The 12,205-nt window shown below is 67.3% G+C and carries 14 protein-coding genes and 3 pseudogenes; 10 read left to right on the top strand and 7 right to left on the bottom strand.

Annotated elements, in window-relative coordinates; genetic code table 11:
- Positions 1-50 precede the first annotated feature (50 nt).
- Positions 51-191 (top strand): annotated as a pseudogene (locus tag FE633_RS20100) (IS5/IS1182 family transposase); the annotation flags it as partial.
- Between the two features lie 9 nt (positions 192-200).
- Here the strand turns inward: FE633_RS20100 and FE633_RS20105 are convergent.
- A complete protein-coding gene (locus tag FE633_RS20105; RefSeq protein ID WP_138046563.1) occupies positions 201-1,625 on the bottom strand; it encodes a sensor histidine kinase in 1,425 nt (474 codons plus the stop codon).
- Entirely contained in the window at positions 1,622-2,290 is a 669-nt protein-coding gene (locus FE633_RS20110; protein ID WP_138046564.1) for a response regulator transcription factor, read from the bottom strand. Before FE633_RS20110 ends, FE633_RS20105 begins: the two co-directional genes overlap by 4 nt.
- A gap of 177 nt (positions 2,291-2,467) precedes the next feature.
- Here FE633_RS20110 and FE633_RS20115 point away from each other — a divergent pair, with 177 nt between their 5' ends.
- The gene (locus FE633_RS20115; RefSeq protein WP_138046565.1) at positions 2,468-3,160 is read left to right on the top strand and encodes a PepSY domain-containing protein; all 693 of its coding nucleotides are present in this window, start codon (positions 2,468-2,470) and stop codon (positions 3,158-3,160) included.
- 379 nt (positions 3,161-3,539) lie between these two features.
- Positions 3,540-3,765 (top strand): annotated as a pseudogene (locus tag FE633_RS47800) (ATP-binding protein); the annotation flags it as partial.
- Here FE633_RS47800 and FE633_RS49485 read toward each other — a convergent pair.
- Positions 3,726-3,968, bottom strand: a complete 243-nt coding sequence (locus FE633_RS49485) for a hypothetical protein (protein ID WP_171060041.1) — start codon at positions 3,966-3,968, stop codon at positions 3,726-3,728. The pseudogene FE633_RS47800 and the gene FE633_RS49485 overlap by 40 nt on opposite strands.
- A 324-nt stretch (positions 3,969-4,292) precedes the next feature.
- Between FE633_RS49485 and FE633_RS20130 the strand changes: the two genes are divergently transcribed.
- Positions 4,293-4,940, top strand: a complete 648-nt coding sequence (locus FE633_RS20130; protein ID WP_138046566.1) for a dihydrofolate reductase family protein — start codon at positions 4,293-4,295, stop codon at positions 4,938-4,940.
- A gap of 128 nt (positions 4,941-5,068) precedes the next feature.
- Here FE633_RS20130 and FE633_RS20135 read toward each other — a convergent pair.
- The 3 genes and pseudogenes from FE633_RS20135 to FE633_RS48475 all read right to left on the bottom strand — a co-directional run.
- A pseudogene (locus FE633_RS20135) lies at positions 5,069-5,701 on the bottom strand (ATP-binding protein); the annotation flags it as partial.
- Positions 5,674-6,369 carry a Mu transposase domain-containing protein gene (locus FE633_RS20140; protein ID WP_246113728.1) on the bottom strand — a complete coding sequence of 232 codons (696 nt, stop codon included), beginning with the start codon at positions 6,367-6,369 and terminating at the stop codon, positions 5,674-5,676. The gene FE633_RS20140 and the pseudogene FE633_RS20135, both read right to left, overlap by 28 nt.
- Positions 6,306-6,557, bottom strand: coding sequence for a hypothetical protein (locus tag FE633_RS48475; RefSeq protein WP_246113729.1), 252 nt, complete (start codon positions 6,555-6,557; stop codon positions 6,306-6,308). The genes FE633_RS20140 and FE633_RS48475 overlap by 64 nt, the downstream gene beginning before the upstream one ends.
- Before the next feature lie 178 nt (positions 6,558-6,735).
- Here FE633_RS48475 and FE633_RS49765 point away from each other — a divergent pair, with 178 nt between their 5' ends.
- On the top strand, positions 6,736-7,134 hold the full coding sequence (locus FE633_RS49765; RefSeq protein WP_119103982.1) for a Tn3 family transposase: 399 nt from the start codon (positions 6,736-6,738) through the stop codon (positions 7,132-7,134).
- Here FE633_RS49765 and FE633_RS20150 read toward each other — a convergent pair.
- Positions 7,071-7,940, bottom strand: coding sequence for an NADP-dependent oxidoreductase (locus FE633_RS20150; protein WP_138046567.1), 870 nt, complete (start codon positions 7,938-7,940; stop codon positions 7,071-7,073). The genes FE633_RS49765 and FE633_RS20150 overlap by 64 nt on opposite strands.
- Positions 7,941-8,061: 121 nt before the next feature.
- Between FE633_RS20150 and FE633_RS20155 the strand changes: the two genes are divergently transcribed.
- From FE633_RS20155 to FE633_RS20175, 5 genes are all read left to right on the top strand, one after another.
- Positions 8,062-8,475, top strand: coding sequence for a winged helix-turn-helix transcriptional regulator (locus FE633_RS20155; protein ID WP_119103980.1), 414 nt, complete (start codon positions 8,062-8,064; stop codon positions 8,473-8,475).
- A 17-nt stretch (positions 8,476-8,492) separates the two neighbouring features.
- Positions 8,493-8,816 (top strand): recombinase family protein, encoded by a 324-nt coding sequence (locus FE633_RS49770; protein WP_246113730.1) that lies wholly within the window; start codon positions 8,493-8,495, stop codon positions 8,814-8,816.
- 1,227 nt (positions 8,817-10,043) lie between these two features.
- Positions 10,044-10,448, top strand: a complete 405-nt coding sequence (locus FE633_RS20165) for a hypothetical protein (protein WP_138046568.1) — start codon at positions 10,044-10,046, stop codon at positions 10,446-10,448.
- Positions 10,449-11,049: 601 nt separating this feature from the next.
- Positions 11,050-11,238, top strand: coding sequence for a transposase (locus tag FE633_RS20170; RefSeq protein ID WP_138046569.1), 189 nt, complete (start codon positions 11,050-11,052; stop codon positions 11,236-11,238).
- 138 nt (positions 11,239-11,376) lie between these two features.
- On the top strand, positions 11,377-11,901 hold the full coding sequence (locus FE633_RS20175) for a P-loop NTPase family protein (RefSeq protein WP_138046570.1): 525 nt from the start codon (positions 11,377-11,379) through the stop codon (positions 11,899-11,901).
- Positions 11,902-12,205 lie beyond the last annotated feature (304 nt).

Here is a 12,205-nt window from a genome sequence, read left to right on the forward strand (position 1 = left end):
GCCGATGTGGCCATCGCGGCGGCGGTCGGCCGCGATCTGCTGGACCAGACCGCCGACGCAACGTCGTCGAACGCTGCGTCAACCAGCTCAAAGGGTTCCGCGGTCTCGCGACTCGATACGACAAGACCGCCGCCTCCTACGAAGCAGCGGCCTCTCTCGCCTCGTGCCTGCTCTGGGCAAGATCCGTTTGAAGACGGACCCTAGGTGAGCGGCAACCTCAGTTCGAACAAGGCACCTCCGCCGGGGGCATCGGTGACTGTCAATGTGCCTCCGTGGCGTACGGCGATGTCCTTGGCGATGGCGAGGCCCAGGCCGGCGCCGCCGTCATCTCGGGCTCGGGATTCGTCGAGCCGGACGAAGCGTTCGAAGATACGGTCGCGGTCGGCGAGGGGGACGCCCGAGCCGTCGTCGGCGACCTGGAGGACCGCCTGGTCGGCGTCCGTGCGCAGGGTCACGGCGACGCGGTCGCGGGCGTGGCGGCGGGCGTTGTCGAGGAGGTTGCCGAGGACGCGGCAGATCTGGTTGCGGGAGCCGCGCACCTCCACGGACGTGACGCTGTCGAGGGTCACTCCGTCCCGGGAGGACACCTCCTCCGCCACGACCTTCGCCAGGTCGAAGCGCGCGTCCGGCGGGGGCCGCTCCCCCGCGTCCAGGCGGGCGAGCAGCAGCAGGTCGGCGGCGAGGCTCTGCAGTCGTATGGTGTCCTCGACGGCCCCGTCCAGGTCCAGGAACTCCGAGTGCGCGGCGCCCACTTCGAGCTGGGTGCGCAAGGACGCGATGGGGCTGCGCAGCTCGTGCGAGGCATCGGCGACAAACGCGCGCTGCCGCTCGACCGAGGTCTCCAGGGCGGCGAGGGTCTCGTTCGTCGTGCGGGCCAGGCGGGCGATCTCGTCGTGGGTGTCCGGCTCGGGGACGCGCCGTGACAGGTCCTCGGAGGCTGTGATGGCGGCCATCTCGGCGCGGATGCCCTCGACGGGGCGCAGCGCCCGCTTGGTGACGACGTACGTCACCCCGCTGACCGTCAGCAGCAGCAGGGGCAGCCCGATGAGCATCGTCGTCAACGCGGTGTTGACGGCCTCCTCTTCGGTGGAGAGCGGGGCGCCCGCGTAGACGGTGAGCAGGACACCTGCCGGCGTGATCAGGTCGACCGCGGCGAACCGGTACTCCGCCGTCACCCCCTCGACGGTCGCGGTGCCCTCGCCGTACCAGGTCTCGTCGGTGACCTCCCCGGAGGTGAGAGCGTCGTTGTCCTCCGTCTCCCGATCGCCCTCTGCCCTGTCGTCGGCGTCGTCGTTGGTCTCGGAGTTCAGCCGGTCCGACGCGACGGCGGTCACGTTCATGGCCTCGACGTCCTCGCCGGCCGCGACGGGCTTCTCGTTGCGGTCCAGGACCTCGACGGGGTTCTCGTCGCCGTCCGGCAGCTTCAGCTCGTCGTACGCGAACCCGTTCGCCAGCGCCGAGGCGGCGTTGCGGGCCACGGAGTCAGCCTCGGCATCCGCCTTGTCGGTGAGGGTGAACCGCAGCGAGAGCAGTACGGCGGTGCCTGCGGCGACCAGGGCTAGGGCGACGACGACCGTCGTGGCGAGGGTGGCGCGGGCCCTCACGGAGCCGAGACGGCGCTTCACGGGCGGGCCTCCAGTCTGTATCCGGCCCCGCGTACGGTCTTGATGAGCGCGGAGCCGACCTTGCGGCGCAGAGTGCTGATGTAGACCTCGACGATGTTCGGGTCGCCCTCGTACGCGAAGTCCCAGACGTGCTCCAGGATGTCGGACTTCGACACGACCTCACCGGCTCTCATCACGAGCTGTTCGAGGACGGAGAACTCCTTTGCGGTCAGGGTGATCTCGTCCTTCGCGAGGAACACCCGCCGGGCGGAGGTGTCGACCTTCAGATGGCCGACCGTGTGCACGGGCGAGGCTCCGCCCGCCGGCCCGCGCCGCCTGAGCAGCGCCTTCACGCGGGCGAGGAGGACGACGTAGGAGAACGGCTTGGTGAGGTAGTCGTCGGCGCCGGTGTCGAGGCCCTCGGCCTCGTCGTACTCGCCGTCCTTGGCGGTGAGCATGAGGATCGGCACGTCCTGGCCGACGGCGCGCAGGGCGGCGCACACGCGGTAGCCGTTCATGCCGGGCAGCATGATGTCGAGGATCACCAGGTCGTAGACCCCTTCGCTCGCCCGGTGCAGGCCCTCGATTCCGTCGTGGACGACGTCCACGGCGTACCCCTCGGCCGTCAGTCCCTTGGCCAGCGACACCGCGAGCCGCTTCTCATCTTCCACGATCAACAGGCGCATGCGTTCAGCTTGGCAAACCGAACCTGAAGCGGATTTCAGGTGGCTTCAGGTTTGCTTCAGCGTCGATCAGCCACATTGGTTCCCGTCGAAAGCAGATGAGGCAGACAAGCCAACTGCAACCGCCAACAACATCCTTTACTGGCTGCAACCACTCGCATTGCATTACGGAGGAATCCCATGAAGCGCAACGTCGTCATCGCCACCATCGCGGCCGTCGCCCTGATCGGCGGCGGCACCGCGACCGCCATCGCGGTCTCGGGTGACGACGAGGCGGTGGCCAAGAAGACCGTGACGGTGTCGAACGACGACAACGACCGCGGCGACGTCAACGACACCCACGGCACGGCCCAGGACAGGGCCGGGGACCAGGCCGCCCGCGCCACGGACGAGGACGCCGAGGACAAGGCCGAGAACGCCGCCGACGCCAAGGCCGGGCAGATCACGGCCGCCGACGCAATCAGGGCGGCGCTGAAGCACACGACTGGTACGGCGGTCTCGGCCGACCTGGACGACGAGGGCACAGCCCACGTGTGGGAGGTCGACGTGCTGACCAACGGCGGTGCCTGGCACAGCATCCAGATCGACCCGGCCAACGGCAAGGTCCTCGGCTCGCACACCGAGAAGGACGACGACGGTGACGATGCCGCCGAGACCGCGCAGATCCGTGCCGCCCTGAAGGGCAGCTCCGTGACCGCCGCGGAGGCCGCCGAGGCCGCCGCCGCCAAGGGCACGGTGACCTCCGTCGACCTCGACGAGGAGAGCACGGACCAGGCCTGGGAGGTCGACACCACCGCTGCCGACGGCACCGGCAGCGACTGGCGCGTGAACCCCGACTCCGGCAGGGTCACCGCCGACCGCTCGAACGACTGACCCAGGCACACAACCACCAGGAGGAGTGCCCCCGCCGCCCCCGTCGGCCGACGGTCACTCCCCCAGGAGGACCGCGTCTCCCTCCCCCACACCGGGAGACCGACTCCTCCTCCCTCCCCGGGAAGGCCGAAACCTCCACTCCCCCTTGAGGAAGGACGCCTTCCCGCACCCCCACAGGTAGGGGCACCCGACACCGGGTGCCCCTACCGCCGCGTGCGGGTTGCTCAGCGTCGCCGGTGGGCTTGTTCACCGCCGTCCACAGGCTCGCTCACAACGTCGCTGCAGCACCAGGGAGTTGATAATGACCCAAAATCGCCGGTCCGGACCACCGTTGGTGGCCGATACAGCCGCAGCAGCGGGGCGGAGCCACGCCGGATGGGACCGACGGGGCGCTGAGCTGCTGTTTCCAGTTCCTGACGGAGCGTCAGGAGAAGAACAATGTCGCCATCGCCGCGAACGAGAGTCTCAGCGGCTGGACCAAGACCTTCACCGCTCCCCGGCCTTGCGCGGCCATCGTCGACCGGCTCACCTTCGGCGGCAACCTGATCCAGACCGGCACCGACTCCTACCGCCTGGCCCTCACCCAGGCCCGGGCAGCAGCACAGGACAGAAAGCCCGCAGCGAGGAGGACACCGACCACTGGCGCCACCGCTACGGACACCGAGCCGGTATCGAGGCCACCGTCTACGAAGCTGTAGGCGTCCATGGTCCGCTGGAGACCTGAGGCCGTGGCATGCAGATCCCGTTGGATGGAAGGAAGCACCAGATTCACGATGGTGGTGTCCAGCCCCACGATGAACAGGCTCATGCAACACACCGCGGGGATCAGCCATCTGCTGTTGCTCGGAAGGGTGGTTGAGCGGGTAGAGACACACCACTGACGCGTAAGTCCATGAGCGCGAAGACCTCCGCCTGGCTTCGCTCACGTCAAGCGGCAGCGTCTGTCCGTCTGTTCGGGCGCCGGTTGGCGGTCGACGGTGGCCTGAATGTTTACGAGAAATGACATCACTGCCTGGGGTCGCCCGCGTCTGTGACAGCAGGTGGCCCAATTTCTGACCGGTCACGGATGCAACGATGAGTTTTCGCGGCCTAAAGAGTCTCACCACCGTTGTCGACAACACAGGAGGAGCACGTGGCTCAGCTGCTGAGAGTCCAGAACTTCAACGTCTCGAGTGACGGTATCGGCGCCGGTGAGGACCAGAGCCTTGAGAGTCCTTTCGGCCACGCCGTCGATCCGGCGAAGCTGTTCGCCTGGGCCGGTGCCACGGCGAGCTGGCCCATGCGCACCGATCCCGGAGGGAGCCGGGGCCTCGACGACTACTTCACGCGGGACTACGCGCGCAACATCGGTGCCGAGATCATGGGCCGCAACAAGTTCGGGCCCCAGCGCGGGCCCTGGAATGACCATGAGTGGCGCGGCTGGTGGGGTAACGAGCCCCCCTTCCGCACCCCGGTGTTCGTCATGACTCACCACAAGCGTCCTTCGTTCACGCTCTCCGACACCACGTTCCACTTCATTGACGGCGACCCGGCCACGGTCCTGGAGCAGGCGCGGGAGGCGGCGCAGGGCAAGGACGTCCGGCTCGGCGGCGGGGTTACCACCATCCGGGAGTTCCTGGACGCCGACCTCGTCGACACCATGCATGTGGCGGTCTCGCCGGTGAAGCTCGGGTCCGGACTACGGCTCTGGGAGTCACCCGATGAGCTGCTCGACCGGTTCCACCTGGAGGTCGTGCCCAGCCCGAGTGGCGTGACGCACCACCTGTTCTGGCGAAAGTGACCGGACCTCAGGGCTGGCCCGGGCTGCCTGTTTTGCCTCCCGGGGCTGCCCTGAGGCGGGCCGTCGAGTCGCGCCTCGGGCAGTCAGCCGGCCTTGGCGGGTTCCTCGGCTCGTGCCCGGTGGGGGCCATTGGAGGCGACAGCGACGCTGTTCTTCTCCTCGCGCTCGGTCAGCACCTGGAACAGCAGCTCAGCGCCGTGAGGTCCAGTTCCATGTAGCCGAGCTCGTCGATGCACAAAAGATCGACGCGGCCGTACCGGGCGATGGTCTTGTTCAGCTGCTTCTCGTCGGCGGCCTCGACCAGCTCTCTCACCAGCTTCGTGGCCAGTGTGCAGCGGACCCGGTAGCCCTTCATGGCGGCCTCGGTGCCCAGGCCGATCAGCATGTGCGACTTGCCGGTGCCGGAGTCGCCGATCAAGCAGAGCGGCTGCCCCTTCTTGATTCACTCGCTGGAGCCAAGGGTGTGGATGGTAGCCGGGTCGACATTGGGGTTGGCGTCGAAGTCGAAGGTCCGCAGGGACTTCCCGCGGGAAGCCGGCCGCTTTGATCCGCCGTTCCGACCTGCGGCGGTCCTGGTCGTCGCACTCGGCCATCAGCGGCTCGGCCAGGAAGCCGCGGTAGGTCTTCTGGTCCTTCACCGCCCGGTCGGCGATGTCGGAGAACTCGTTGCGGATGCTCGGCAGCCGCAGCAGGCGGCAGGCGGTGCCGACGGCGGCGTCGGCGGCCTGCTCGGTCAAGCCTCGCTGACGGGACAGGGGCACTGGGCTTCTTCCTCTCGGTGGGCGCCGCCGCTGGCGCGACGGCGTCGGAGCAACTGGTCATAGGGGGTCACCGAGAGCAGCGGCCTGGTGTCCGGCGGCAGGTGGGCAAGCCTCCACTCGTGCAGAAACGTCACGGTCCCCGACGGCTGTCCCGTCCCGGTGGTGGGCAGGCCGGGGACGGGATCGTCCTCGGCCAGGGCGGCCTTGCGGGCCTCCAGCGCGACCGCGTCCGCGGTCAAAGCACCCGCCGCCCGCAGGGCGGTGGCCAGCCCGGCGACCAGGTGCTCGTGCGGGATGTGCCGGCCCAGCAGCAGCACCCCGATCAGGGCCCGGGTGCCGTCCCGCTCGCCGTGGATCTTGCGGGCCTGGGCCCAGCAGGCGTCGTGGACCGGAGTGAACTTGCCTGCCGAGCGGGCCTGTTCGAGGGCGGTGGCTCCGGGAAAGGCGCCCGGCTTGCGGATCAGGGCTTCGAGGTAGTGGTCCAGCTCCAGGCGGCAGCCGCCCTTGGCAATCAGCCGCTCATGCCGGGCGACTTCCACGTTCTGGTCATAAACCACCAGGTGAGAGGCGTGTAGCACCACGCGGACCCGCTTGCCGATCAACCTCACCGGCACCGAGTAACGGTTGGTGCGGACCGCGATCTGGCTGTAGCGGTCGACCGGTCCCACTGCTCGACCATCTCGTTCAGCTCCGCCAGCGAGGCTACCTCCGGCACCGGGGTGAAGTGGTTGCGGCGGAAGTAGACGATCTGCCACTCGACCCCGCCCTTCTCGTGGGCGCCGTCGATGCCCGAGCGGCAGTAGAAGCTCTCGATGCCGAAGTGCGAGCGGAACGCGATCCACCGGTCGGTCTCCACCCTAGGTAGGGCACGCGCAGCACTGTGGCGACGCCACGCGACGGGCCGCCCGGCTCAACTGCGCAGCTGCGCAGTTGAGCGGCGAACCCGTCGGTGGTGCCACCAAACGGCGCGAACTCCGTGAACGCCTACGGCACGGGGCGGGGAGATCGCCTCCAACCGGCGCGACGAGCAGGAGATGTTCGTGCTGTGCCGGCGGATCCTCCAGTCAGCCCTGGTCTGCGTGAACACCCTCATGCTCCAGGACGTCCTCGCCGACCCGGAGTGGGCCGACCCGCTCACGCCGGCCGACCGGCGCGGCCTGACACCGCTGTTCTGGTCGCACGTGCGCCCGTACGAAGAAGTGGACGCCCGCCTGAACCTCACTGCGGTGACCGTGCCAGGCGCTCGCGGGCCGACGGACACGCACGGCCAGTGCCCGGGCTGGGGAGCGTACGGGCGCATGATCCCAATGCTGTCTGGATCGCCGTCGAGCCCGACAGGAGCCCAATGGTGTGGCACAGGTCAGTGCGGTCAGCCGTGGTCCGGAACGATGACCAGGCGTCCCCGCAGTCCGCCTTCGGCGAGCCGGGCGTGAGCCTTCGCCGCCTCCTCCAGGGCGTACGTCTCGGCGACCCGGAGTGTGAGCACGCCCTCGTCCACCAGTCGGACCAGTTCCGCCAGCCGCGCCCCGTCCGGCCTCACCTGGACCGCCTCGACGCGTACTCCGCGTGCCGCGGCCGGGCCCGCCCCGGGGATGACACCGACGTAGGCCCCTGCGTCGCGCGCCCGGGCGAGTGCCGGTTCCCCGAGGATCGCCGCGTCGAGCACGGCGTCGAAGTCCGCCCCGCCGGTGACACCGGTGACGTGCGCCGCACCCAGCGACCGCACGAGTTGCTCGTCCTTCTCGCGGGCCAGTGCGGTCACCGACACCCCTTGGCGGGTGGCGAGCTGGACGGCGTATCCGCCCACCGCTCCCGCAGCGCCGGTCACCAGCAAGGACTGTCCCTCCCGCAGCCCCAGCAGGTCCAGCGCACCCGCGGCGGTCAGGGCGTTCAACGGCAGGGTCGAAGCATGCACGGCATCGGCCGACGACGGCGCCGGGGCCACCCAGTCGGCCTCCACGACGACGTACTGGGCATGCGTGCCGTCGGCCAGCGCCACCACCTCGTCGCCGACGCTCCATGACGTGTCCGCACCGGCCGCGTCGACCGTCCCGGCGACATCGCCACCCAGCCCGCCCGGCTCCCCGAACATGCCGGACCGCTTGGCCGCGTCGACCGGGTTCAGCGCGGCTGCCGCGACCTTGATCCGCACCTGGCGCGGCCCGGGGTCGGGCACGTCTACGTCCACGATCTCCACGGCTTCGGGACCGCCGAATGTCCTCACCACTGCAGCACGCATGGGAAATTCTCCTGAAATGACTTGTTAGCGCGTTTCCGCCTTGCTGAGGCAACCCTAGGGAGCGTTACTCTCTATCGGGAAGTAGTTACCTGAGAGTGCCTAGCGCACCGAGAGGAGAGCTGTGGCGACGATGACGGCGGCCCAGAAGCGTGAGCAGGCGCGGGTTGAGTACGACGCGTTCTGCCGCACCTGCCCGACCAACGAACTGCTCGGCCGTCTCAGCGACAAATGGGTCGGCCTGGTCGTCGCGGCCCTGTCCGACGGCCCCCGGCGCTATGGGGAGCTGAGCCGCAAGATCGCGGGTGTCAGCCCCAAGATGCTCACGCAGACCCTGCGTGCTCTCGAACGCGATGGTCTGTTGTCCCGCACGGTCACTCCGTCCGTCCCTGTCCGCGTCGACTACGAACTCACCCCCCTCGGCGCCAGTCTGGCCGGCTTGCTGACGGCCGTGAAAGCTTGGGCCGAGACCCACTTCGATGAGGTCCGCGCGGCACGAGAGCGGTACGACGCGACGGCCGATTCACCGGCATCCTGAGCCCGGCGTCTGGATCGGTGCGGTGCCTGCGCAAGCGCGGCGTCGGATTCACCTCGCCGCACGAGGCGCTCGACACGACCACGCCCGGCGGGCGCCTGATCTTCCATGCCTTCGCGGCTCTGGCGGAGTTCATCCGCGAACTCATCGTCCAGCGCCGATGGCCCATCTCCCCCGTCTGCCTGGCGCGCGCGGGGAGGCTCCGCAATTTCTGTAAAGCGGAACCTCAGCTTTCGCCGCTACAGCACGGCCCAGGCAGGGAACGCAGCACAGATTCGGTGACCGCAGACAGCACCCGAGGTCCCAGGCGGGCAGCGGGCTGGTTTCGTCGAAAAACGTGGTGATCAACCATCGACAGGCAAAGCAGTGTGAGACACCTTCCTACTCCAGCGGCATTGCGGTAGAGCGGAATGTCGACCTCGAGATCATTAATTAGAGATCACTAATGCGTGAGTGGCTAATTTCATACGTCAGCGATTTTCGGTCATTTCTCCACGACCACCTGTCGTGGGAATAAAAGGTCCGTTAACCTCCCAGAGATGCAGTGCAGTCAAGCACACGGAAAAGGGGAGGTCCAGTGAAATTACATTTTCGGCGCGTGTTGCCGAGTTGCGTGGCGCTTATCCTGGCCGCTGTCGCCAGTGTGTCCATGATCAGTCAAGCCACAGCGGCCGGGCCGGCACCTGACGGAACTTCGCTCAGCGCTTCCGAAGAGAAGCTGCTGAAGTCAGAAACGCCGAAGACAGTCACCCTCGACCCGGCCACCGGAGCCGTGCTCGCGGTCGAGGAAGGGAACTCGCGCGTCGAGCCGCTTATCAGCAGACGCAGCGTCTGCCAGTCGGGCGACGCTTGTTGGTACACAACCCGGGTTCCGTACGCCAATTTCGGCTTCTACGGGTCTGCAGGCACGTATTCAGCGACCATGCCCTACCGAGGTGACTATCACACGGGGAGATACACGACCAGGGCATGCTGGAACTATGGAGGGCCGGTCTGTGGCCCGGTCCTCGGGCCGAACACGTGGGGCACCCTCGGAGTGACCGTGACGGGCACTTCGTTCACGATCTACTGAGTAAACCCGGCCCGAGTTCAACTCGTTGCCCTGCCAATATTGGATGGGGCAACGAGTGTCGCCGTATATAGCCCAATCCGCTTTCGTAGCACATAGAAAGTCAATGAGTGCGTGTTTCTGATCCGGGCAGGGTGACTTGACTCTGGATAGGGCAGCCGACTGAGGTTGGTGCTGTCACGCTGGGAGCCGTGAGCGGTGCCCAGCGTGGTGACGACTTTCTGGACGAGCTGCCGACTCTCCGTCGCGAAGGTGCAGGCAATAAAGCCTCGTGCACTGCTGTGGTTGGCGCCACTTCCAGTTGCGTTTGTCACCGTAATCGCCCTTGCGGCTTGGCGCTCTGCGGACACGGGAGAGACTCCCGAGGACCCGTCCTTTTTGCCGTTGGAGGTTGATAACTCTGAGAATCAGGGCAGCGCGGAGGAACTCCTGAAGTACTGGACGGAGGAACGAATCCGTAATGCGCAGCCCATGCCCATGCCCACACTCCAGTTGCCGGACGATGCACCCGCCGGATAGCGCCTATTCGCTGGGGGTGGTAGTTCCCCGACTGAAAGTGATCGTCTCCTGGCGGGCGGCGTGCGAGCACACCTTCGCCTGCCTGAAGAACTGGCGGGTCCTCTCCAAGCTTCGCCAGTCCGCGCGTTACGCGCCCGCTACTGCTGCGCCCGGGCTGACCAACACCGAGGTCGCCCGCTCGCAGACGATCTTGCAGTCAGATCGAGTATGGTCCGCCACCACGGGGGGAGTGCCGGACTTCCATTGGGGTGAGTGGATCTCATTCGCCGGAGCCAGCATCTACGTGCTCTGGGAACTCGGCCGCATCAACAGCGCACTTCGCGAGCTCGCCGACCTCTGGAACGAGCAGTACCAGCAGCGGCAGGAATCGGCTGACTCCCTCCAGTGACACAGCCGGTCGGCGACTGCATGACGATTCCGCCGTCGACCCAGGGCATTCGCCTCCGGAGGGCTGCCGGGCCATGGGACGGCCTTGCCTGTCCAGTCCAGTCCACCAAGGAGTGGGGCCTCATCGAGCTGGCCGACGGCGGCCTCGGTCTGCGGCGCCTCCCGTTCAGCGCAGGCTCGCGGGTGCCAGCCGGATCCCGCCGGAGCCGGTCCTGATCCGCACCGGCCGAGGCGCTGCCGCGGCCGGTCCGGGCTGGGCAGTAGGCCGCTGTTTGACCAGCCTGGTCAGCCGCCTGGTCATCAGCGTGATGGTGGCCCACGCGAACGGCGGCTACGGCGCCGTCCACGACTACCTGCGCCCCCTGCGGACGACATCCCGGCTCCCCGGACGTCCGGCCACCCTCGGTCAGGACGGTCTCCGGCTGGATGCTCACCCATCCCGACGCCCTCCAGGATGACGACCGGCTGCGACTGAAGGCTGCGCTCGCCAACTGCCCCGAGCTGCAAGCCCTCGCCGGGCACATCCGCGCCTTCGCCCGGATTCTCACGCAGCGCGAAGGAGAGCAGCACACGGAGTGGATCGTGGTGGTTCGTAGGACGACTTGCCCAGCCTGCACACCTTCGCCAGCGGCCTCGAATGCGATCTGGACGCGGTCACAGCCGGCCTCTCCACACCTTGGAACTCCGGCGTCGTCGAAGGCCATGTCAACCGGATCAAGATGCTGAAGCGGCAAATGTTCGGCCGCGCCGGCTTCGCTCTCCTGCGGAAACGCGTTCTCCTCGCACGCTGAGTGTCCTGCTCCTGCGCCCACCAGCCTGGCCGTAGTGAACGGCAAAGGCGGTCAGCAAGAACCTGCCGGATGCACTGGGCTGGCCCCCAATCAAAACCACATGCTGAGGTAGTCCGGGTTCCGCCAGGCTGACGAGCCATGACTGCTTACGAACTGTTGCTCATTGGCGGTGGTGCGGGCGTCGGGAAGACGACTGTCGCATGGGAGGTGTCCGCAGCATTGCAGGAGAACGGGACAGCGCACTGTCTGATCGAAGGGGACTACATGGACCAAATCCATCCCGCACCCGACGACGATCCTCACCGCACAACGATCACCGAACGGAACATTGCCGCGGTCTGGTCGAACTACGCGGCTCTTGGTCAGCACCGGCTGATCTATACCAACACGGTGAGTGTCCTGGAAGGGCCCATGGTCAGCCGGGCCATGTGCGGCGGCGAAATCACAGTCACACGTATTCTGCTCACGGCAGCTGAAGCCACCGTGCGACAGCGGCTCGCCCAACGGGAAATCGGATCCCAGCTACACGCTCATATCGAGCGGAGCCTGCGGATGGCACGGCATCTGGACGAGGAGGCTCCAGCGGGCACCGTTCGTATCCCGACGGACAGCCGGCCGGTTCAGGACATCGCCATACGAGTACTTCAGGCCGCCGATTGGTAGACGTGACGCAACGATCAGGCGCTTAGAGATCGGGGCGCCTATTACCCAGTGTGTCCGCTCGACAGAAATTGAGCCAAAGCCTGAAAGAGAGTAAGTTTGTCGACGGTTTTGGGTAGCACTTACAACGGCTAACACAATGAGCCTTTTCCAACCTCCCACGTCACAAACAGCGTTCCCTGCCCCGCCGGCTACGGCGTGGAAGCCTCCCGCAGGCGTAGGTGTCAGGGCTCGGCTGCGAGCGCGTCCTGTCCCGGCTTGAGCCTGACGTCGACCCGAGAGAGGGTAGATCCCGGCTCAAGCCGCC

The organism is Streptomyces montanus, from assembly GCF_005786655.1.
Classification (GTDB): Bacteria; Actinomycetota; Actinomycetes; order Streptomycetales; family Streptomycetaceae; genus Streptomyces; species Streptomyces sporangiiformans.

Coding starts and splice junctions, on each gene's coding strand:
- FE633_RS20115 (WP_138046565.1), top strand. CDS start 2,468: ATGAAGCGCAACGTCGTCATCGCCACCATCGCGGCCGTCGCCCTGATC.
- FE633_RS20165 (WP_138046568.1), top strand. CDS start 10,044: ATGCACCCGCCGGATAGCGCCTATTCGCTGGGGGTGGTAGTTCCCCGA.
- FE633_RS20110 (WP_138046564.1), bottom strand. CDS start 2,290: ATGCGCCTGTTGATCGTGGAAGATGAGAAGCGGCTCGCGGTGTCGCTG.
- FE633_RS49765 (WP_119103982.1), top strand. CDS start 6,736: ATGTTCGTGCTGTGCCGGCGGATCCTCCAGTCAGCCCTGGTCTGCGTG.
- FE633_RS49485 (WP_171060041.1), bottom strand. CDS start 3,968: ATGAGCCTGTTCATCGTGGGGCTGGACACCACCATCGTGAATCTGGTG.
- FE633_RS20175 (WP_138046570.1), top strand. CDS start 11,377: ATGACTGCTTACGAACTGTTGCTCATTGGCGGTGGTGCGGGCGTCGGG.
- FE633_RS20150 (WP_138046567.1), bottom strand. CDS start 7,940: ATGCGTGCTGCAGTGGTGAGGACATTCGGCGGTCCCGAAGCCGTGGAG.